17 protein-coding genes and 1 riboswitch are annotated in these 20,723 nt (G+C 68.2%); of the genes, 13 read left to right on the forward strand and 4 right to left on the reverse strand.

Annotated elements, in window-relative coordinates:
- The first annotated feature begins 6 nt into the window (after positions 1-6).
- The 7 genes from IG65_RS0115400 (at position 7) to IG65_RS0115430 (ending at position 6,815) form a co-directional block, all read left to right on the forward strand.
- A complete protein-coding gene (locus IG65_RS0115400; RefSeq protein ID WP_231509220.1) occupies positions 7-720 on the forward strand; it encodes a hypothetical protein in 714 nt (237 codons plus the stop codon).
- A gap of 33 nt (positions 721-753) precedes the next feature.
- Complete coding sequence (locus tag IG65_RS0115405) at positions 754-2,013, forward strand: TetR/AcrR family transcriptional regulator (protein WP_030515604.1); 1,260 nt, start codon at positions 754-756, stop codon at positions 2,011-2,013.
- A gap of 354 nt (positions 2,014-2,367) precedes the next feature.
- Positions 2,368-3,375 carry an oxygenase MpaB family protein gene (locus IG65_RS0115410; RefSeq protein WP_081879503.1) on the forward strand — a complete coding sequence of 336 codons (1,008 nt, stop codon included), beginning with the start codon at positions 2,368-2,370 and terminating at the stop codon, positions 3,373-3,375.
- Between the two features lie 468 nt (positions 3,376-3,843).
- Complete coding sequence (locus tag IG65_RS0115415; protein WP_030515606.1) at positions 3,844-4,320, forward strand: MarR family winged helix-turn-helix transcriptional regulator; 477 nt, start codon at positions 3,844-3,846, stop codon at positions 4,318-4,320.
- Entirely contained in the window at positions 4,313-4,690 is a 378-nt protein-coding gene (locus IG65_RS0115420) for a DUF5313 family protein (protein WP_030515607.1), read from the forward strand. Before IG65_RS0115415 ends, IG65_RS0115420 begins: the two co-directional genes overlap by 8 nt.
- 210 nt (positions 4,691-4,900) lie before the next feature.
- The gene (locus tag IG65_RS37780; RefSeq protein ID WP_156055636.1) at positions 4,901-5,056 is read left to right on the forward strand and encodes a hypothetical protein; all 156 of its coding nucleotides are present in this window, start codon (positions 4,901-4,903) and stop codon (positions 5,054-5,056) included.
- Positions 5,057-5,372: 316 nt separating this feature from the next.
- Positions 5,373-6,815 (forward strand): hypothetical protein, encoded by a 1,443-nt coding sequence (locus IG65_RS0115430; protein WP_156055637.1) that lies wholly within the window; start codon positions 5,373-5,375, stop codon positions 6,813-6,815.
- On the opposite strand, the gene IG65_RS0115435 is transcribed toward IG65_RS0115430, so the two are convergent.
- Positions 6,755-7,837 carry a substrate-binding domain-containing protein gene (locus IG65_RS0115435; protein WP_231509221.1) on the reverse strand — a complete coding sequence of 361 codons (1,083 nt, stop codon included), beginning with the start codon at positions 7,835-7,837 and terminating at the stop codon, positions 6,755-6,757. The two genes, IG65_RS0115430 and IG65_RS0115435, sit on opposite strands and share 61 nt — an antisense overlap.
- A 187-nt stretch (positions 7,838-8,024) precedes the next feature.
- Here IG65_RS0115435 and IG65_RS0115440 point away from each other — a divergent pair, with 187 nt between their 5' ends.
- Positions 8,025-10,376 (forward strand): cation-translocating P-type ATPase, encoded by a 2,352-nt coding sequence (locus IG65_RS0115440; RefSeq protein ID WP_030515610.1) that lies wholly within the window; start codon positions 8,025-8,027, stop codon positions 10,374-10,376.
- Positions 10,377-10,420: 44 nt separating this feature from the next.
- Here the strand turns inward: IG65_RS0115440 and IG65_RS0115445 are convergent, their stop codons facing one another.
- A complete protein-coding gene (locus tag IG65_RS0115445) occupies positions 10,421-11,659 on the reverse strand; it encodes a beta-lactamase family protein (RefSeq protein ID WP_231509222.1) in 1,239 nt (412 codons plus the stop codon).
- A 41-nt stretch (positions 11,660-11,700) separates the two neighbouring features.
- Positions 11,701-12,411 (reverse strand): MgtC/SapB family protein, encoded by a 711-nt coding sequence (locus IG65_RS0115450; protein WP_030515612.1) that lies wholly within the window; start codon positions 12,409-12,411, stop codon positions 11,701-11,703.
- Between the two features lie 281 nt (positions 12,412-12,692).
- Positions 12,693-12,864: riboswitch (M-box (ykoK) riboswitch) on the forward strand.
- 258 nt (positions 12,865-13,122) lie between these two features.
- Here IG65_RS0115450 and IG65_RS37785 point away from each other — a divergent pair.
- The 5 genes from IG65_RS37785 to IG65_RS0115480 all read left to right on the forward strand — a co-directional run bounded on the left by IG65_RS37785 (position 13,123) and on the right by IG65_RS0115480 (position 18,970).
- Positions 13,123-13,269 (forward strand): hypothetical protein, encoded by a 147-nt coding sequence (locus IG65_RS37785; protein ID WP_156055638.1) that lies wholly within the window; start codon positions 13,123-13,125, stop codon positions 13,267-13,269.
- A 54-nt stretch (positions 13,270-13,323) separates the two neighbouring features.
- On the forward strand, positions 13,324-15,030 hold the full coding sequence (locus IG65_RS0115465; protein WP_030515613.1) for an NRAMP family divalent metal transporter: 1,707 nt from the start codon (positions 13,324-13,326) through the stop codon (positions 15,028-15,030).
- Positions 15,031-15,141: 111 nt separating this feature from the next.
- Complete coding sequence (locus tag IG65_RS0115470; RefSeq protein WP_231509223.1) at positions 15,142-15,465, forward strand: hypothetical protein; 324 nt, start codon at positions 15,142-15,144, stop codon at positions 15,463-15,465.
- A 70-nt stretch (positions 15,466-15,535) separates the two neighbouring features.
- The gene (locus IG65_RS0115475) at positions 15,536-17,065 is read left to right on the forward strand and encodes a catalase (RefSeq protein WP_030515615.1); all 1,530 of its coding nucleotides are present in this window, start codon (positions 15,536-15,538) and stop codon (positions 17,063-17,065) included.
- A 102-nt stretch (positions 17,066-17,167) separates the two neighbouring features.
- Entirely contained in the window at positions 17,168-18,970 is a 1,803-nt protein-coding gene (locus IG65_RS0115480) for a glycoside hydrolase family 15 protein (RefSeq protein WP_051756099.1), read from the forward strand.
- A gap of 7 nt (positions 18,971-18,977) precedes the next feature.
- Here IG65_RS0115480 and IG65_RS0115485 read toward each other — a convergent pair whose 3' ends face one another.
- Complete coding sequence (locus IG65_RS0115485) at positions 18,978-20,678, reverse strand: FAD-dependent oxidoreductase (protein ID WP_030515617.1); 1,701 nt, start codon at positions 20,676-20,678, stop codon at positions 18,978-18,980.
- Positions 20,679-20,723: the final 45 nt, after the last annotated feature.

The raw sequence follows: 20,723 nt of genomic DNA on the forward strand, positions 1-20,723 counted from the left end.
AACGCGATGAGCGACAAGGAAAGTGGAGGCGCCGAGGAGCGCGAACCCACGATCGACACCGTCGACGAACCGGAGACCACGGCGGCCCCGGCGTCCGATACGGCCGGATCGGATGCGGCGGGGACATCCGATACCACCGAGTCGAGGCCCAGTGAAATGACGGCCGCAGCCAAGATTTCGCCGCTGTCGCGACTGCGTCCGGCCGCCGGGGGACGCGGTGTGCGGATCGGCCTGCGGGCGGCGGCGGCTCTGGTCCTGGGCGCCGCGATCGGCAGCAGTATCTACTTCTATCTGCAGAACAAGGATCACGAGGAGGTGCTGGAGGCGCAGGCGCAGGCCCGCCAGGCCGCCTGCGCCTACGGCCCGGTGGTCTCGACCTACGATTTCAAGCACCTCGACCAGTACGTCCGCGATGTGCTGGCCGGCGCCTCCGGTGAATGGAAGAAGCAGTTCGAGTCCAACAGCAAGGACCTCAGCGACGTCCTGGCCAAGGGTGAGGTCGTCGCCAAGTCGACGGATGTGCAGTGCGCCATCCGTTCCGGGGACAAGAATTCCGCGGAGGCGATCGTGGTGATCGGCCAGACCATCACCAGCCTGGGCACCCAGGGCAAACCGGAACCGGGCCAGTTGTCGACGGTCATGCGACTGCAGAAGCAGGGCGACCGCTGGCTGGTCGACAAGATCAGTACGCCGCTGACTCCGCTACCGCCGCAGTCGTAGCGGTTTCCCCGGCGAAAAGAATTGGCGGACAATGTGAGTCGCGCACAGGACGGGCGTGCGAAGGCAACGGCGCCGGCCACGCACAATCCCGAGCGTGTGATCCGCCGCCGGCCCAAGAACCGCCGGGCGCAGATCGCCTCCGCCTCGGCGGCGGCCTTCGGATCGCTGGGTTATCACGGCGTGAGCATGGAGGACATCGCCGCCCGGCTGGGGATTTCCTCGGCCGCGCTGTACCGGCACTATCCGAGCAAGTACGCGCTGTTCCGCGAGGAGCTGCTGCGCTTGTCCACGGCCGCGGTGACCGCGGTGACGCTGCCCGCGGAGGCGCAGAGCCACAGCGCCGAAACGCGACTCGGACTCGTCATCGACGCCATCGTGGCCGATACCATCGCCAATCGCCCCACGGCCGCGCTGGCCCGGTGGGAGGCGCGCTACCTCGATCGCGACGATCGCCGGACCTTCGACGAACGGTTCGAGAGCGCGATCTCCGCGCTGCGCGCGCTGATCGGCGAGCTGCGCCCGGAGTTGTCCCGCCGCGCGGGCCTGGTGCGTGCCGTCGCGATCTTCAGTGTGGTGAGCAGTATCGGCGACCACCACGCGCACCTGCCGGCGAAATCGCTCGCGGTGCTGCTGAGCGCGGCCGCGTGGTCGTTGATCCGCGCCGACCTGCCGGTGGCCGCCGACGCGCCGGAACCTGTGCGAGCGAGCGAGATTCCGCAATCGTTCAAACATCAGGTGCTGCTCAACAAGGCGGTCGAGCTGTTCCACGAGCGCGGCTACCCGAATGTGAGCGTGGAGGAGATCGCGGCGGCGGCCGAGCTGTCGGCGGCCTCGGCGGTGTACCGGTACTACCGCAGTAAGGACGCCTTGCTGGCGGCGGCATTCCGGCGAGTGGCCGACCGGATGGCCGCCGCGATCACACCCGCGGTGGAGGCGTCACAGACCTCCGAGGAGGCGCTGGCGAGGTTGATCGACCTCTATGTCGAGGGATCGTTCGCCGAGCGCGAGCTGACGTTCGTCTACTACGCCGAATTCGGCAATGTCGGCGCCTACGAGCGCACGGTGCTGCGCAATATCCAGCGGCTGGTGGTGGCGGAATGGGTGGAACTGCTGGTGGATGCGCGGCCCGAGCTGGCGCGGGCGCAGGCCCGCATCCTGGTCCATGCCGGATTCGGGCTCGTCGTCGGTCTGGGGCGGCTGTTCGGCAACGACCAGCAGATCTGCCCTCGAGCCCAGGTGATCGGATTGATGGAGATGACGTTGTTCGGACGGCTCGCCGCGCGACAGGCGTAGCGGTTATTGAATCTACGACAACTTAGATGACGGAATGCGGCTTCAAGTACGAGATATTTCGTTATGGGCCCGTTGATCGAGGGAGAATTACGGGTAACATAGTGGAGGCCGGGCCGACCCTGAGGAGGGTACGAGGGGTGTCGTCGGGGCAGAGGGAGAAATCCGCGAGAGCGCCGGTAACCGCGCATCGGTGGTTGTCGCGTCGGCTCCGAGGCGAGCCGGTCTGCCGGGCGGGCCCCTCGGTCTCCCGTGTCGCATGGTGCCGCTGATCCCGGCGGCACCGCCCGCGCCCCGCAGCGCGGGGCCCGGCGCATCTCCGGTCGCGCCGGCGAAACGTTCCGAGAGAGGACTCGCATGACAACGGCAACGCAGCCTTGGGAGCCGAATTACACCGACCCGCACAGTGATTCCTACGTCCCGGAGGAATCCGTGCCGGTCGGGCGAGGCCGGGCGGAGGACGAGCGAGCTGTGCGGCCCGACGTCGCGCAGACGCCACCGCTGACTCTGGAGCAGACGCGCATTCACATCCCGGACTTCTATCGCTCACCGCGCAAGCGCCCCGCGCAACTGCCCGACGCCCTGGATTTCTGGATGTTCGCGGGCGCCGCGGCCAACGTCGCGATGCAGTTCGCGCATCCCGCGGTGGCGGCCGGTGTCATGGAGAGCACCGTGGAATCCGGTGCGCTCATGGTGCATCCGTGGAAGCGACTGCGCACCACGGCTTCGTATCTGGCGGTGGCGATTCTCGGCACGCCCGAGGAGAAGAAGGAATTCCGCGAGGCGGTGAACGTCGCGCACCGGCAGGTGCGGTCCAAACCCGGCTCGAAGGTGAAGTACAACGCCTTCGACCGCAATCTGCAGCTGTATGTCGCGGCCTGCATCTACATCGGCTTCGAGGACTCCCATCAGCTGATCAACGGCAAGATGTCACCGGAGGAACTCGAGGCGTTTTACCAGGGCGCGGACACCTTCGGCACCACGCTGCAGGTGCATCCCGACATGTGGCCGAAGACGCGCGCCGAATTCGACGAGTACTGGGTCGAGGCATGCCGTCAGGTGATCGTCGACGACGCCTTCCGGGCGTATATCGGTGACCTGCTCCATCTTCGGATGATTCACTGGTACATGCGACTGCTCTTCGGCGGGCTGCTGCGCTTCCTGACCGCCGGCTTCCTGCCTCCGCATTTCCGCGAACAGATGGGCGTGGAGTGGAGCGCGGCCGACCAGCGCCGATTCGAGCATCTGTTCCTGTTCGTGGGATTCGTGAACCGCTTCATCCCCAAGTTCATTCGGTTCTCCGGGACGAAGATGATGATGCGGGATGTACAGCGTCGGATCCGCAAACAGAAGGTCCTCGTCTGAATTAACCGGTGCGGCACAGTGATTGCCGACCGTGACGGGTGCGGCGGACCGGCCACTCGGCTCCGCCCTCTCCGCCTCCGCTTGTGAAAATCCGGGCTCGCTCCATGCGGACGGGAACTGGGGACCACGACGGAACGAGCCCGGATGGACGGTCCGGTCGATCACGCCCACGGGCACCACGAGCTCGGTCGATCGTCGCGAACAGTACATCACCTCATGTGAATCGTCGTCAACATAATTGTGGAAATCGATGCGTCTTGCCGAGTGGTGCCGACGATGTAACTGCATCTAGATAGCTGAATCGCCAGTGATACGCGAAAGCGCAGATCGCTCGGCTCTTGTTCGCTGTCGAGGATTCTTCGATAACTACTGGGCGTCTCGCTCGCGTCGCCGAGTGTGTGATTGCGCACTAATAGTTTGTGCACTAACTATTAGCCGCTAATCTGGCCTCGACACGAGGAGGTGGGCATGACGACCGACGTCGACGATCCGCTGCGGCTGGACCGGCAGGTGTGTTTCGCCCTGGCCGTCGCGAACCGATCGGTGCTGACAGTGTATCGCCCGCTGCTGGAGCCACTGGGGCTCACCCATCCGCAGTATCTGGTGATGCTGGCGCTGTGGGGCGAGGCTCCGATGTCGGTGAAGGCCATCGCCGAGGCGATCCAACTCGATTCCGCCACGCTGTCTCCGCTGCTCAAGCGGCTCGAGTCGGCGGGCCTCATCACCCGCCACCGTGATCCGCGCGACGAACGCACACTGCTGATCGATCTGACCGAAGCCGGGTGGGCGCTGCGCCGCCAGGCCGAGTTGATCCCCCCGGCGGTCGTGCGGCGGCTGGGCGTGAGCCTGGCCGATCTGGAGGAACTGCGCGAGGTGCTGACCCGCGTCAACGAGGCCGCCCGGCGAGCCGCGCTCGCCGATATCCAGGGAGCTACCCATGAGTGAGCAGAAGCCGAATCCGGTTCAGCGCGTGCGCTATATCTGCGGCGCCACCCTGCCGCCCTCGATGCAGCAGTGGGTCCTTCGCGATCTGACCGGCCCGGGCGCCGCCCGCCGTTACCTGCTGCGATTCCTGGTGCCGATCATCCCCGTACTGTGCCTGTTCCTGCTGGTCCCGGGCCCGCTGTGGATCGGATTGTCGATGGCGGCGCTGCTGTACGTCCCGCTGGTCTACTTCACCGTCGCGCTGATGTACGTGTATCGGCGGCACCGCCTGCTCAAGCACGGGCTCGATCCCGAACTGGCCGACATCGCCGGACGGCAGCGTGCGGCGGCCGAACGCGAGCAGTACGAACTGCGGCACGGCCGCGGCTGACGCCCACGCGGTCGCGGAATGTGTGCCCGCCGAACCGATTCCGTGCTACGACGCGAACGACCGGTCTCGGCTCGTCGGGCCCGCGGTCGGTTATCGGGGGTGTACTGTAAGTGCTGTCGGTAATCGCACAGTGCGCTGTGCGCGCGAGCGGTGCGGCCGATTCGCTGGCCGGACGGGCCGTCGATGGTGAGAGTCTGAAGGACATCCGATATGAGTGAGCAGCCGAATCTGTTCAGCCACAGTCCGGTACCCATCGAGACGCCGGCGCCTGCCGGCGGGGTGGCGCATCGTCCGCTGTTTCGCAGTGCGAGTTCCTCGGCCGGACCCGAGGGCGGGGAGGCGCCCGCCGACGATATAGCCCGGTAATCCCCGCTGCGCCCGTAGTCGATCAGTCCGGGATCACGGACACGATCCGGCAACGGGCGCGCCCGTGCGTGCCGGCGGCGATTGCGGTGAACGGGGGCGGACACGCGGTCGCGGCGGGAATTGATACGAAAGCTATACCCGCCGCAACCGAACCGTTAGCAAATCATCATCGAATTGCCGACTTTCCCTCTTCGACGGTGATCGGATGCCGAAAGAGGGCTTTCGTGCTCCGGTAATGTCGGTCCCGCAATCATTCGGCTAACGAATCGGCGGGGAAGTCACGACCAGGCGTTACCTGCTGGGGACGGAGTCCGGCATGAGTGCTGTGACTTTCGGTTCCCCGGATATCCGGGGGCACGTACATCGGTTGTCGGCCGGAATCACCGACGCGCAATGGCTGCGAGTGGCCGTGGAAACCTCGGCCGCATGCGTCAGCGCCGCGATCGCCGGGCTGGCCATGATGATGCCGATCAGCCAATCCTGGCTGTCGCCGGGATCGGCGCTGCAGGTCGACCTGCTGATCTTCAATATGCCGCTGGCCCTCACCGCCGGCGCGCTGATCGCCGTCATCGCGGTCTCGGTGTCGGCGGCGATCGGCAGCAGCCGCCTGGCCTGGTGCACGGTCTTCTGTGCGACCTCGGCGATGCTGGTGAACCACACCCTGCTGGTGAAACTGGAGACTCGGACCCTGTCGACGCTCAACTACGTCGACTCCATGCTCGCCGGAGTGATCCTGGGCTGTCTGGCCGCGGCGGTGTGGCATCGGCGAGCCCCTGCCGGGGGGTATCTGTTCGGTGCGCTGGCTTCGATTCTGTTCGCCGACCTCACCCAGGCGCCGGATTTCGCCTCCACCGTCGCGGGGGAGGGCATCATGCGCGGGGCGCCTCCGGTCTGGATGATTGTCGTCGCACTCGTCCTGATGCTCTGCACGGCCGTGCTCTTTCGCCAAGAACAGCGACCGGAACCCGACGACAGTGCGGTGGTGCCGCTGAAACCGGTGGTGTCCGCGGTCGTGATCGTCTCGGCGACGCTGGGGACCTCCGTCTGGATGGCCCGCGGCGGCGCGCTGGTATCGATTCTGGTGGGCGGGGCGCTCCTGCTGCTCGCGACCGCGGTGGCGGCGCTGCTGCTTCCCGGACGCGACGGAATGCTGGTGGTGGTCATGGTGGCCTTCGCTTCGGCGGGGTCGGCCCTGCTCACCGTTCCGCGGCCGGCCTGGTCGACCGTGCTGGTGGTCGTGGCCGCGGGCGCCGGCCTCTACGCCGGATGGCGCATTCGCCTGCCGTTGCAGGCTGTCGCCGGATCCGTCGCGTTGTCCATCGCCGCTGCGGTGAGCTCGTCGCTGGTGGACGTCCCGACCGCGGCGGTAACCGTACCGAGCTGTATCGCACTGGCGGTGGTCGCCGGATATGCGCTGGGATGTGCCATCGGCCCGCGCGCGACCAGTGCGGTCGTCGGCATCGTCATCCTGTTCGTGCCGTCCGCGGGGGTGGCTCTGCAGGGTCGCGACCTCGGCCGGATCGAATATTCGCACACCTGGTTCCGCAGTGCGGAGGCCGCGGTCACCGCGGTGCCGGGACTCGTCGCGGCCGGAATCGGCATCGGGTGCGCCGCCATCGCGCTGCTCATCGGGCGGCTGCGGCCGGGCGATCCCTTCGGCCGGCACGCCGCCGACAGCGCGGAGAAGCCGAATCCGGCTCAGGCGCGGCGCAATTCGCTCACCACCGCGAAGTCGACGCCGTCGGCATCGGCGAGGTAGACCGGCTGGGTGGTGTGGGCGCCGCGCACCTTCACCTCACCGCGCGGGCCGCCGTAGCGAACCCGGGCGGCATGGCGTTCGATGGCGCGCACGTCGAGGCTGCGCGCCGCCTCCGCCAGCGAGGCGAACAGCAGCAGGCCCTCGTAACAGGATTCGCCGATATTGTTCAGCGCGGGTGCGAAGGTGCCGTACCGAGCCGTGTAGCGGCTGCCGAAATCCATCGCCTCGGGCGATACCACACTCTCGAAATAACCTGAGGCGGTGAACAATCCGCGGGTGCTGTCCGGGCCACCCGCGAACAGGACGTCCTCGCCGATCATCATGCTCAGGCGCAACCGGTCCTCGTCGAGACTCGCGCGGGCGAAGGCGCGATTGAACGCCGCGCAGTCGGCGCCGACCAGCAACAGCAGCACCCCCTGCGCCGAGGAGTGGCGAATCAGGTCGAGCGCGGGACCGAAGGCGCGGCTGCCGAGCGGGACGAATGCCTCGCCGACGATGTCGATATCGCCGAATGCCGCCGCCTCGCGGGTGACCCGGGCGGTTTCGCGCGGCCATACGTAATCGTTGCCGACGATGCACCAGCGGCGGATGCCCTGCTCCGCGCGCAGCCAGCGCAGCGCGGGAAAGAGCTGATGATCGGGCGTCTCGCCCACCATGTAGACGCCGTCGGAATTCTCGCCGCCCTCGTAGAACGTGGTGTAGACGTACGGAACCCGCCCTGCCGTGCGTGGCGTCAGCACCCGGCGGGCATTGGACAGGTGCCAGCCCACCACGCCGTCGACGGCGCCGGTGCCGATCATGCGATCGATACGTTCGGCCAGCAGTGGCAGCGGCGCGCCCGAATCGACCGTGTGCAATCGCACCGGCCGCTCGAGAATTCCGCCCGCGCGATTGATGTCCTCCACCGCCAGCGCGGCGCACGCCTCACAGGAGGGGCCGAACAGGCCCGCCGGTCCGCTACCGGGCACCACCAGCGCGATATCGACGGTGTCGCGCCCGCCGCGGGAGTTCGAAACCCTCACCGGAACCTCCGCCGCCCGAAACATCCATCGCCGAATAGTCGCCCCCCGAGCCGACCATGTTAACGACGGTCCGTGTGGGTGGCGAGCGGCGACCTTCCAGGGCTGGTGAAGGCGCCTCGTTTGGCATATACCCCCTGTGGGTATATGGTCGTGGTAGTCGCTCGGCCTGTCGAGAGGAGTCGTGCACATGGACGGCAACGGCCATGAAACCGTGGTACTGGATCTGAACGGCCTGCACTGGGCGAGCCGGCGGCAGGTTGCCACCCGGGTCCTGCAACGCCGCCCCGGCGTGCTCGAGGCCACGGTCAATCCCGCCTCCCAGACCGCGACGGTCAGCTTCGACCCGGGCCGGACCTCGGTCCACGACTTGCGGGAGTGGTTGCGCGACTGCGGAATCCACTGCTCCGGCCGATCGGTTCCCCGGCACGTCTGCGATCCGCTGGCCGAGCCGTCCGGTCCGTCTCGTCCCGACGGCGCGCACCGGCACGAACCCGCGGAGCCCAGGCACGATCACGACGGCACCCACGATCACCACGGCACGCACGATCATCACGACATGTCGATGGCCGCGATGGCCGCCGACATGCGCAACCGATTCCTGGTCGCGCTGGTGTTCTCGGTGCTGGTCATGGTGTGGTCGCCGATGGCGACGGACATGTTCGGCATCGACCTGCCGGTGCCGTTCGGGCTACGCCAGGATGTGTGGGCGCTGATCCTGAGTCTGCCGGTGATCGGCTATTCCTCGACGATCTTCTTCACCGGTGCGTGGCAGGCGCTGCGGGCGCGGACCCTCGACATGATGGTGCTGGTCGCGGTCGCCATCGGCGCGGGATGGCTGTATTCGCTCGCGATCACGCTGACCGGCGGCGGCGAGGTCTTCTACGAGGCGTCGACCATGCTCGCCACCTTCGTGCTGCTCGGGCACTGGTTCGAGATGCGCGCCCGGGGCGGCGCCACCGACGCCATCCGCACGCTGCTCGACCTCGCGCCACCGCGCGCAGTCGTGGTGCGTGACGGCGAGGAGGTGGAGATTCCCACCGCCGAGGTCGCCGTCGGTGATCTGCTGCTGGTGCGGCCGGGCGCCAAGATCCCGGTCGACGGCGTCGTGGAAGACGGCGACAGCGAGGTCGACGAGTCGATGGTGACCGGGGAGAGTCTGCCGGTGCACAAACAACCGGGTGCTCCGGTGATCGGCGCGAGCATCAACGTCGACGGCACCCTGCGCGTGCGTGCGGACAAGGTCGGTTCCGACACCGCGCTGGCGCAGATCGTGAATCTGGTTCAGCAGGCGCAGAATTCGAAGGCGCCGGGCCAGAAGCTGGCCGACCGCGCGGCGTTCTGGCTGGTACTGGTCGCACTGATCGGCGGTGCGGCCACGCTGGCGGGATGGTTGCTCGCCGGAGCCACCTTCGCCACGGCCATGTTGTTCGCCATCACCGTCGTGGTGATCACCTGCCCCGACGCCCTGGGCCTGGCCACACCGACGGCCGTCATGGTCGGCACCGGACTGGGCGCTCGCCGGGGCGTGCTGTTCAAGAACGCGCTGGCCCTGGAGACGGCGGCGCGCGTCGACGTGGTGGTGCTGGACAAGACCGGCACGCTGACGAAGGGCGAACCGGCCGTCACCGAATTCGTGACCGCGGCGGCGGAGCCCTCGCCCCGGTTGCTCGCGGCGCTGGCCGCGGTCGAACGGGAATCGGAACACCCACTGGCACAGGCGATCGTCCGCTACGCGCAGGAGCGCGGCGCCGCGCCGGCGCGGGCCGAGAAGTTCGAGAACGTGCCGGGACACGGCGCCGTCGCCACGGTCGACGGGCAGCGTGTCGTGGTCGGCAACCGGCGACTGCTGGATCGGGAGGGGATCGAACTCGGCGAATTGGCCGACGCTCGGGCCCGGATCGCGGATGGCGGGCAGACCGCCGTGCTGGTGGCGGTCGACGACAAGGCGGTCGCGGTGGTCGGGATCGCCGACGCACCCCGTGAAACCGCCGCCGCGGCGGTGCGCGAAATGCACGATCTGGGCGTGGAAGTCGTGATGCTGACCGGCGACAATCGCGCCACGGCCGATCGCATCGCGGCCGAACTGGGCATCGATACCGTCATCGCGGAGGTGCTGCCGGGCGACAAGGCCGACACCATCGCGCAATTACAGTCGGGCGGAAGGAAAGTCGCGATGGTGGGCGACGGCGTGAACGACGCGCCCGCGCTGGCACGGTCCGACCTCGGCATCGCCATCGGGGCCGGCACGGACGTGGCCATCGACACCGCGGATGTCGTACTGATGCGATCGGACCCGCTCGATGTGCCCACCGCCTTGCGGATCGGCCGCGGCACGCTGCGCAAGATGCATCAGAACCTGGCGTGGGCGGTGGGATACAACGCGGTCGCACTCCCGATCGCGGCCGGCGTGCTCGAACCGGCCTTCGGATTCACCCTCCGCCCGGAGATCGCCGCACTGACCATGTCGGGCTCCAGTATCATCGTCGCGCTGAACGCGGTGTCGCTCAAACGACTTCGGCTTCCCGAGCCGCAGGGCTGAGACCCGGACCGGCCGGACGGCCGGGAGCCGCGAGGATGCCGCCGCTACGGCCGGGCGACGGGCGAGCGGGGAACGACCGCCGAGATCTGTGCGCACAACTGCCAGGGCCGCTCGGTGTCCACGGTCGACTTACCGCTGGTCAGAATCGCGCCGGACAGTCCGCGGTCGAGGTCGGCCCAGCCGTACTGGGTGGTCAATCCGCTACGGCCGAAATGCCTTTCGGTGTGGGCGCCGAACTTCGACCGCCGCCCGCCCAGCTCGAAGCCGGCGCGACTGACCCGGCCCGCGATGCCCGGGATCCGGGGAGCCGGTGCGATCGCGCTGTGCAGAGAGTCGGGAGACAGGATCCGTACACCGTCGAGTTCGCCACCGCGACAGAGGATTTCGTAGAAGCGCGAGAGTTCCGCGGCGGTGGTCACGAGATTGCCGGAGGGAAGCTCCGCGGTGAGGAACGCGCGCACCGAATCCGCCGAGGTCGAGGCGCTCATTCCACCGCCGAGCGCCTTGCCGGCCACCAGCGACCAGGCCCGGGAGGGTCGCGGTCCGGTGCGCACACTCGGCACCACCCGGTCGACGTCCTCCGGGCTCACCCCGAACGTCGTCCACCGGAAACCGAGCGGATTCAGCACCTGCTCGGCGAGATGGTCGCGCATCCGTTTGCCGGTCGCGCGCTGGACCAGCAGACGCAGAATCAATCCACTGGTCAGTGCGTGATAGACGCGAAATCGCCGGGGCGGCCAACTCGGCCGCAACTCGGTCAGCGCCCGCACCGCGACCTCCTCGTCGACGACGGCGTCGAAGCCGCGGTAGCCCGCCGGCATGAACGGCACCCCGGCGGCGTGGGAGAGCACATCGGCGATGGTGATGCGGCCCTTGCCGTGCGCGGCGAATTCCGGAATGTAGTCGCACACCCGGTCTTCCGGCGCGAAGGCGCCCTGTTCGATCAGCATCGCCGTCACCGTCGCGGCGACGCCTTTGGCGGTGGAGAAACCGCAGAACGGAGAGTCGACGGTGATCGGTATGCGTTCGACGTCGGGCCCGTCGCCGGGGGCGTTACCCCAGCCGTGGCCGATGGCCCGGTTCAGCACGATCGCGCCGTGGCGGCGCAGGCAGATCTGGATCGCCGGAGTGGTTCCCATCCGGTACCACGCGCGGACCGACTCCCACACCGCCTCGACGTCGCCGCGGCTCAGGCCCACCGCGGTGGGGTCGTCCTCGGGGCCCACCGCGGTCACGGTGTCCGGATCGGCGGGTACGGGAATCATCGGGGCGACACTGCTCACGGCGTCAGCATAGTGACCGAAGGCATCGGTGCAGGTCAGAGCTACAGCCCGGGCGCGACCGGTTCGACCGTGCGCCATCCGACGCTGGTCAGCGACGGTTCCGGACTCAGCCGGCTGACCGCCGATTCCATCTGCCGGTCGTCGCGCTGATCGCCGACCAGATCCGCGCGCACCTCCACCCGGCCCGCATCCTCGGCGTTGGCGCTGGCGACCGACATGAGCCGGAAGTCCGTGCGCGTCAACGCCTGGACCAGCAGCGCGCGCACATGTGCTTCGTGCGCGTCGTCGGTGACGGCGGTGAACGCGTAGTGCGCCGGCTGCTCGTTACCCGATTCCGGCTGGCGGTCGACCGCTCGCCCGGCCGCCCGCAACGCGATGTTGACGATGACCACCGCGACCGTTCCCGCCGCCGCGGTGCCGTACATTCCGGCGCCGGAGAGCGCGCCCACCGCCGCCGCGCACCAGAGTGTCGCGGCGGTGTTGAGTCCCCGCACGTTCAATCCGTCGCGGATGATCACACCCGCGCCGAGAAAGCCGATACCGGAAACGATTTGGGCCGCGACCCGGGTCGGATCGGCGGCGCCGCCGTGAAAGCCGTGCGCCGACAGCAGCACGAACAACGCCGCGCCCGCGGAGACCAGGGCGTTGGTCCGCAATCCGGCCATCCGGGCCCGGTACTGCCGTTCGAAACCGATCACCGCACCGAGACCGACACCGGTGGCCAGGCGCAGCAGCATCTCCCAAGTCGACATGAGACAACCCTTCGATGGAGGGCGAGAACTCGCGCGCGCCGGCTACCGCGACATCGGCACGGTCGCGTCGACACGAGAATGGTCGCCGAGTGAATTCTTGGCAAAACGACGTATACGACTGTCGTCGGGCACAGCGACCACCTCCTTCCGGGACACGACCCGCGTAGAACGGCACCGGCCGGCGGCGCCGGGAAGGAAGTAAACACCGCCGATCGGATCCTGGCAACCCGCCGGTGGCCACCGATTTGACAATCGCGAATTCCGGGTTCACTCTTTTGCAGTCAGCACCTCGCTAGGCGAGGCTCCTGTACGAACACAGGCCACTGATCCGACGACGTCGAGAGACGCCCAGGGTTAGGACAGATCTTCCCGGATTAAGGGATGATCCGAAGTGGCTTCTCCCGCAAGGGGATACGTCGTACAGTGCCGAAGCTCTGACGAGAGGGGTGCGTATCCGCCGTTCGGGCGGGTCTCCCTCTCGCGTGGTGCCGATCACCAGAACAACGACGTGCGCGTGCGTCCCGGCAGCGAGGAGGTGAGGGGCGATGCCATCCGGAGATAGTCCGTATCCGAGTTCGCGAACCGTATCGTCCCCGGCTCGCTGCCTGTCCGCCTGAACTCACCCCCGATCCACCGCATCGGCATCGCCGATGTGGGGTTCCGGGGTGCCGCGGGCTGCCCGCAGCCGGGTTTCACCTCAGAGGAGAACCCATGTACCGCAATGTCTTCCGTCGACTCACCGGCCGCCGCCTGACCGAATTCGAGCGCCGCAACCTGCGTTCCTGCCGTCCCTCGGCGCCCGTGCACACCGCCGCGCTCGGCGCTCACCTCGAACGCCGCCCGGGCGCACTCCACTAGCCCGGAACTCGAAAACAACTGGTGAGCACAGAGTTTCAGGAAGCGAGCGCGGCGATGACCACCTACTCCGACGACACCCGAACCCCGGCCGCACCCCCCGGCGCTGTCGCCGATCACGCCCACGTCGGCGATATCGTCGGCGCGCTGGGCGTGATCCGGCAGCACGACGACCTCGCCGGCCGCAGCCGGATGCAGCGATTGCGCATGCTGGCGGCGGTGATCGGGCCCGGCCTGATCGTTATGGTCGGCGACAACGACGCCGGCGGCGTGGCCACCTACGCCCAGGCCGGTCAGAACTACGGCATGGCTCTGCTCTGGACGCTCGTGCTGCTGATTCCGGTGCTGTACGTCAACCAGGAAATGGTGGTGCGGCTCGGTGCGGTGGCCGGGGTCGGCCATGCCCGGCTCATCTTCGCGCGATTCGGGAAGTTCTGGGGCGCGTTCAGCGTCGGCGATCTCTTCGTCGTCAACGCGCTGACCATCGTCACCGAATTCATCGGCGTGGCAATGGCTCTGAGCTATTTCGGATTGCCGAAGGCGGTGTCGGTGCCGCTGGCGGCGGTCGCGCTGTTCGCCGTGGTCGCGGGTGGGTCGTTCCGGCGGTGGGAGAGCCTGATGATGACGCTCATCGCGGTGAACATCGTGCTGTTCCCGATGGCATTGCTGGTTCATCCGAGCGTATCGGGCACCGGGCACGGGCTGATCCCGTCGCTGCCGGGCGGGCTCTCGTCGACCCTGCTGCTGATCATCGTGGCGATCGTCGGCACCACCGTCGCACCGTGGCAGTTGTTCTTTCAGCAGTCCAACATCGTCGACAAGCGCATCACCCCGCGCTGGATCCGCTACGAGCGCATCGATCTGTGGCTGGGAATCGTGGTGGTGATGGCCGGCGCGATCGCGATCATGGCCGCGGCCGCCTACGGACTGTCGGGGACCGGTCCGGTCGGCGGCTTCACCGACGCCGGTGCGGTCGCGGCGGGCCTGCGCGCCCACGCGGGCCCGGTGGTCGGCGCGCTTTTCGCGATCGTCCTGCTCGACGCCTCGCTGATCGGCGCCAACGCGGTCGGTCTGGCCACCACCTACACCCTCGGCGATACGCTCGGGCGGCGGCATTCACTGCATTGGAAGGTGTCCGAAGCGCCCGGTTTCTACGCCGGTTACGCGGCCCTGCTGGCCGTCGCCGCCGCGATCTCGTTCAGCCCCGACCATGTGCTGGGCCTGATCACGCAGGGTGTGCAGGCGCTGGCCGGGGTGCTGCTGCCCTCGGCGACGGTATTCCTGGTGCTGCTGTGCAACGACCGCGACGTACTCGGCCCGTGGGTGAATACGCTCCGGCAGAACATCTGCGCCGCGATCATCGTCTGGGCGCTGGTGCTGCTCTCGGCCGCGCTCACCGCCGCCACGTTCTTCCCGGCCCTGAGCACCCGGACCCTCGAGTTCGGGTTGGGTGCGGGCGTGCTCGCCGGTCTGGCCGGGGGCGCGGTCGCCCTGCTCGCCCACGCGCGAACCCGGCGCCGCTCCGCCGCGGCGACCGCGGCCCGGTTCGGCGACCTCGACCCCGGTCAGGTGCAGGAACTGGATCGCGGCTCCGAACGCGCCGAACTCGCCGGGGACCGCGACACCTTCCGCACTCCGGCGCTGCACACCCTCGAGCGTCCGTCGTTCACCCCGCTGCGCACCGCGGGCATGCTCGCCCTGCGTGGATATCTGCTGGTGGCCGTCGTGCTGGTCGTGGTCAAGATCGTCGAATCCATCGGGTGAAGGGGCCCGGCCGGTGGGATTTGCCTGATTCGAACCGCCCAACCCGGGTAGTACGCCTGCAAGCAGGGAGGAGTGTGCCCTGTGCGGCCGCAACCGGGAAACGGAGGTGCCATGATGACGGACCCGCGGATGGCGCGTGGAAGCACATCGCAGGAGCAGGCGCAGCGGCGGCGGATGTTGCGAGCACCGCGCAAGCATGCCGGTGAGGGAATCGAGGACACATACAACATTCCGGGCATCATCCTGTGTGCGTTGAGCTTCGTCGCGCTGGCGCTCGCGCTGACCGCTGCCGGATACGGCTTCGGCGGGTGGGCGATCGTGGCCGGCGTGGTGTGCGCGGTGTGCCTCATCGGCGGCGTGACGTGGATCGCGCTGGAGAGCAGGCGCACGCAGGCGCGCGACCAGTGGGAGCCGCACCAGCGACAGGGGCACTGATCAGCGTGTGAACGCGGCGGGCCCGCGGAGGCGAGACCGCCGCACCGATCCGATCCGGAAGAGGAGAGAGATGGTCGAGAAGACTCGCGCCGGCGGTTTCACCACCGACGACGCCGGAATTCCGGTGGCCAGCGACGAAGACTCGCTGACGATAGGCCCCGATGGCCCGATCCTGCTCAACGACGCGTATCTGATCGAGAAGATGGCCGCGTTCAACCGCGAACGCGTACCCGAACGTCAGCCGCACGCCAAGGGCGGCGGCGCGTTCGGCGTCTTCGAGGTCACGCAGGATATGAGCGCCTACACCTGCGCGAAGGTGTTCCAGCCCGGGGCGAGGACCGAGATGCTGGCCCGGTTCTCCACGGTGGCCGGTGAGCGGGGCAGCCCGGACACCTGGCGTGATCCGCGTGGATTCGCGTTGAAGTTCTATACCGAGGACGGCAATTTCGACCTGGTCGGCAACAACACCCCGATCTTCTTCGTCCGCGATCCGATGAAGTTCCAGGACTTCATCCGATCGCAGAAACGCCGGGCGGACAACAACTTACGCGACCACGATATGCAGTGGGATTTCTGGACGCTGTCGCCTGAGTCGGCGCACCAGGTCACCTGGCTGATGGGCGATCGCGGTATCCCGCGCACCTGGCGCCACATGAACGGCTACTCCAGCCACACCTACATGTGGGTCAACGCCGAGGGCGAGAAGCACTGGGTCAAGTACCACTTCATCACCGACCAGGGTGTGGAGTTCTTCACCCAGGACGAGGGCGACCAGATGGCCTCGATGGATACCGACTATCACATCCGGGATCTGTGGGAGGCGATCGAGCGCGGGGACCACCCGAGCTGGACGCTGAAGATGCAGATCATGCCGTTCGAGGCGGCCAAGACCTACCGGTTCAACCCGTTCGATCTGACCAAGGTGTGGCCACACGGCGATTATCCGCTCTACGAGGTCGGCCGGATGACGTTGAACCGCAACCCGTCCGACTATCACACCGAGATCGAACAGGCCGCCTTCGAGCCGAGCAACGCGGTGCCGGGAACGGGACCGAGCCCGGACAAGATGCTGTTGGGCCGGTGGTTCTCGTATCCGGACGCCCACCGTTACCGGATCGGCGCGAACTACAAGGAATTGCCGGTCAACGCGCCGAAGTCGCCGTCGCACTCCTACACCAAGGACGGCCACATGCGGCACCACAATCCGGGCGACCCGGTCTACGTGCCGAATTCCAAGGGCGGACCGCACGCCGAACCCGGCCGGGCCGGTCCGACCGCCGGCTGGTACACCGACGGCGAAATGGTGCGCGAGGCCTACACGCTGCGCCGCGACGACGACGATTGGGGCCAGGCGGGCACAATGGTCCGCCAGGTGCTCGACGACGCGGCACGAGAACGGTTGGTGGACAACATCGTCGGCCATCTCCTCAACGGTGTGTCCGAGCCGGTCCTGGCGCGCGCCTTCGAATACTGGCGCAATGTGGACAAGGATCTGGGCGACCGGGTGGAATCCGGCGTCCGGGCGAAACAGGACGAGAAGGATCCGAAAGCGGCCGGTCAGGGCAATCCGGCCCGGTCGTCCGCGCAGCGGAAGGCCTGACCGGACCGTCCGTACGAACGCGAGCCCCCTCGGCCGGGAGCCGCCCGGGCCGAGGGGAGCGAGCGGGCGGTTAATCGTCCGCGATCGTGGTATTTCCCGACCATGATCGCGAACTCCGCTGCCGCCCCCCACGTCCTGCGGGAGTACTCGTTCATCGCCGACGGCCAGCGCGGCGCCCTGGTCGGGCCGCGCGGTGACATCTCGTGGATGTGCCTGCCCGGCTGGGACGGCGACGCGGTCTTCGCGTCCCTGCTCGGTGGTTCCGGAATGTATGCCGTCACCCCCGCGAGCCGGTTCGTGTGGGGCGGCTACTACGAGCAGGGCACGCTGATCTGGCGCTCGCGCTGGCTGTCCGGGTCGGCGGTGATCGAGTGCCGGGAGGCGCTGGCCTTTCCCGGCGACCGGCATCGCGCGATCCTGATGCGGCGGATCGTGGCGGTCCAGGAGGACACCGAGGTCGACGTGGTGTTGCGGCCGATGGCGCGATTCGGCGCGGAATCGGTCCGCCGGCCGCATTGCGAGGACGGGGTGTGGACCGCCCGTGCGGGCGCGCTGCGGATGCGCTGGACCGGCGCGCCGAAGGCGGAACTCGATCCGAGAGGACCCGACCGCGGGTGGACCGATCACCTCGAGATTCCGGCCGGGCGCTGTCACGATCTGATTCTGGAACTGTCCGACCAGGGCCTGCCCGACGAGCTGCCCGACCCCGATACCTGTTGGGAGGCAACGGAAAACGCGTGGCGGCGCGACCGCCCGGATTTCGGCGCCAGCGCCGCGCCCCGCGACAGCGCCCACGCGTTCGCGGTGCTGCGCGGGATGACCGCCGATACCGGCGGAATGGTCGCGGCCGCCACCACCAGCCTGCCCGAACGCGCCGACCAGGGCGAGAACTACGACTACCGCTACGTCTGGATCCGCGATCAATGCCTGGCCGGGCAGGCGATCGCCGTCGCCGGTCCGCATCCGCTGCTCGACGACGCGGTCGGGTTCACCGCCGCCCGGCTGCTCGACGACGGTCCCGCACTGGCCCCGGCCTATACCGTCGACGGGAAGAGCGTGCCGCCGGTGCGCGATATCGATCTCCCCGGATATCCGGGCGCCCGGCCGGTGATCGGCAACCGGGTGCGCGGGCAGTTCCAGCTCGACACCTTCGGCGAGACGCTGTTGCTGTTCGCCGCGGCCGCGCGCCACGGCCGGCTCGGCGGCGATCATCGCCGCGCGGTCGATATCGCGGTTTCCGCGATCGCGGCCAATTACCACCGCCCCGACGCCGGTATCTGGGAGATCGAGGATCGGCTGTGGACTCATTCCCGGTTGATCTGCGCGGCCGGATTGCGCGCGGTCGCGGCCTGCCCGGACACCGGCGCCGATACCGCCTATTGCAGTGCGCTGGCCGATACGCTGGTGGCCGAGGCGGCCCGCACGGGTGTGCATCCGACCGGCCGCTGGCAGCGCGCCCCCGATCAGCCCGGTGTGGACGCCGCGCTGATCCTGCCGTTGATCCGCGGTGCGATCCCGGTCTCCGATCCGCGCTACGCCGCCACCTTCTTCGCGGTGCAGCGGGATCTGACCACCGACTACTGCGTCTACCGCTACCGCCACGACGATCGCCCGCTCGAGGTGAGCGAAGGCGCGTTCCTGCTGTGCGGTTTCACGATGGCGATGGCGGCCGCCCAGCTCGACCGCCCGGTGACCGCGATGCGCTTCTTCGAACGCAACCGCTCCTCGTGCGGCACCCCTGCGCTGTTCGCCGAGGAATTCGATGTCACCCAGCGGCAGTTGCGCGGCAATCTGCCCCAGGCGTTCGTGCACGCGATGCTGCTGGAATCCTCGCTGCGACTGGGACCGCTCGCGCCCGAACTGCCGTCGGAGGCGGTAGTGGCGAGTACGGATCGGTCGGATTAGCCCCGGACTAGGTGATGTCGACGATCGGCAGCCGCAGCGCACCCGGGGCGTCGGCGGGAACCACGGGCGCCTTGGGGGTGACCGGGGCCAGCCGCCGATAGGGCGAACCCAGCGCAGGCCGCTGATCCGGCTCACCCTTGTTGGGCCACAGCGCCAGCGCTCGTTCGGCCTGTGCGGTGATGGTCAGCGACGGATTGACGCCGAGATTCGCCGAAATCGCCGAGCCGTCGACGATGTGCAGGCCCGGATGGCCGTACATGCGCTGATAGGCATCCACGACACCGGTCTCCGGGGAATCGCCGATCACGCAGCCGCCGATGAAATGTCCGGTCATCGGAATGCCGAACAGGCTGGTGATGCCGGCGGTCGCGATGCCGTCGATCTTGTCGGCCACGCGGCGGGCGACCTCGTGCCCGGCCGGGATCGACGTCGGATTCGGTTGTCCCTCACCCTGTTTGGTGGTCATCCGGCGGCCGAACAGACCGCGCTCGGTGTAGGTGGTGAGCGAATTGTCCACCGACTGCATCACCAGCAGGCCGATCATTCGCTCCGACCAGTGGCGCGGGTTGTGCACCTTCGCCAGATCGCGGCGGCGCCGCCAGTTCTCGCGCAACCACAGCCGGGCGGGCGAGGTGCTGCCGTCCTCGTCGTACATCACCGTCGTCATCAGCGACAGCACGTTGCTGCCCTTGCCGTAGCGCACCGGTTCGATATGGGTGTCGGCGTCGGGATGGATCGAGGAGGTGATGGCCACCCCCTTGGTGAAATCGGTGTCGGATCGCCGGCTCCGGATCGACAGCAGCTCTTCGGAATTCGTGCGCGATAGATAGCCGAGCCGCGCGGAGATGTGCGGCAGCGAGCCACGGTCGCGCAGCCGGTGCAGCAACCGCTGCGTACCGAGCGCGGCCGCGGCGAAGATCACCTGTTCGGCGGTGAAGCTGCGGCGCGCCTTGCGAACCCAGCGCCCGGTGCGGACGGTGTCGACGCGGTACCCGCCCGACGGCAGCGGCACCACATCGACCACGGTGGTGTGCGGATGCACGGTGGCCCCGGCCTTCTCGGCGAGATACAGGTAGTTCTTCACCAGCGTGTTCTTGGCGTTGTGGCGGCATCCGGTCATACATTCGCCGCAGTGGGTGCAGGTGCGCCGGGACGGGCCGACACCGCCGAAGTAAGGGTCGGGTACCGCCTGCCCGGCCCGAGTGCCGTTGCCGCCGAACAGGACTCCCACCGGGGTGTGCCGGAAGGAGGCGCCGACGCCCAGTTCCTCGGCCACCTCGCGCAGCACCCGGTCCGAGGCCGTGGTCGCCGGATTCGTGGTGACGCCCAGCATGCGCTTGGCCTGGTCGTAGTGCGGTGCCAGTTCGGCGCCCCAGTCGGTGATATGGGCCCACTGCGAGTCGGCGAAGAATTTCGCGGGCGGTTCGTAGAGGGTGTTCGCGTACACCAGCGAGCCGCCGCCGACACCGGCGCCGCTCATGATGAAGGTGTCCTTCAACAGGGTCAGGCGCTGGATGCCGAAACATCCCAGCCGCGGCGCCCACAGGAATTGCCGTGCCCGCCAGGAGTTCTTCGCGAATTCGTCGTCGGCGAAGCGGCGGCCGGCCTCGAGGACGCCGACCCGGTAGCCCTTCTCGGTCAGGCGCAGCGCGCTCACGCTGCCGCCGAATCCCGACCCGATGACTACCACGTCGTAGTCGAACCCCATCGCCGCGCCCTTTCCTGGTCCCGATCGTCCCCTCGTACCGTATGG

It is taken from the genome of Nocardia sp. NRRL WC-3656 (genome assembly GCF_000720265.1).
GTDB lineage: Bacteria > Actinomycetota > Actinomycetes > Mycobacteriales > Mycobacteriaceae > Nocardia > Nocardia nova.

Coding starts and splice junctions, on each gene's coding strand:
- IG65_RS0115400 (WP_231509220.1), top strand. CDS start 7: ATGAGCGACAAGGAAAGTGGAGGCGCCGAGGAGCGCGAACCCACGATC.
- IG65_RS0115410 (WP_081879503.1), top strand. CDS start 2,368: ATGACAACGGCAACGCAGCCTTGGGAGCCGAATTACACCGACCCGCAC.
- IG65_RS0115415 (WP_030515606.1), top strand. CDS start 3,844: ATGACGACCGACGTCGACGATCCGCTGCGGCTGGACCGGCAGGTGTGT.
- IG65_RS0115420 (WP_030515607.1), top strand. CDS start 4,313: ATGAGTGAGCAGAAGCCGAATCCGGTTCAGCGCGTGCGCTATATCTGC.
- IG65_RS37780 (WP_156055636.1), top strand. CDS start 4,901: ATGAGTGAGCAGCCGAATCTGTTCAGCCACAGTCCGGTACCCATCGAG.
- IG65_RS0115430 (WP_156055637.1), top strand. CDS start 5,373: ATGAGTGCTGTGACTTTCGGTTCCCCGGATATCCGGGGGCACGTACAT.
- IG65_RS0115440 (WP_030515610.1), top strand. CDS start 8,025: ATGGACGGCAACGGCCATGAAACCGTGGTACTGGATCTGAACGGCCTG.
- IG65_RS0115450 (WP_030515612.1), bottom strand. CDS start 12,411: ATGTCGACTTGGGAGATGCTGCTGCGCCTGGCCACCGGTGTCGGTCTC.
- IG65_RS37785 (WP_156055638.1), top strand. CDS start 13,123: ATGTACCGCAATGTCTTCCGTCGACTCACCGGCCGCCGCCTGACCGAA.
- IG65_RS0115465 (WP_030515613.1), top strand. CDS start 13,324: ATGACCACCTACTCCGACGACACCCGAACCCCGGCCGCACCCCCCGGC.
- IG65_RS0115470 (WP_231509223.1), top strand. CDS start 15,142: ATGATGACGGACCCGCGGATGGCGCGTGGAAGCACATCGCAGGAGCAG.
- IG65_RS0115475 (WP_030515615.1), top strand. CDS start 15,536: ATGGTCGAGAAGACTCGCGCCGGCGGTTTCACCACCGACGACGCCGGA.
- IG65_RS0115480 (WP_051756099.1), top strand. CDS start 17,168: ATGATCGCGAACTCCGCTGCCGCCCCCCACGTCCTGCGGGAGTACTCG.
- IG65_RS0115485 (WP_030515617.1), bottom strand. CDS start 20,678: ATGGGGTTCGACTACGACGTGGTAGTCATCGGGTCGGGATTCGGCGGC.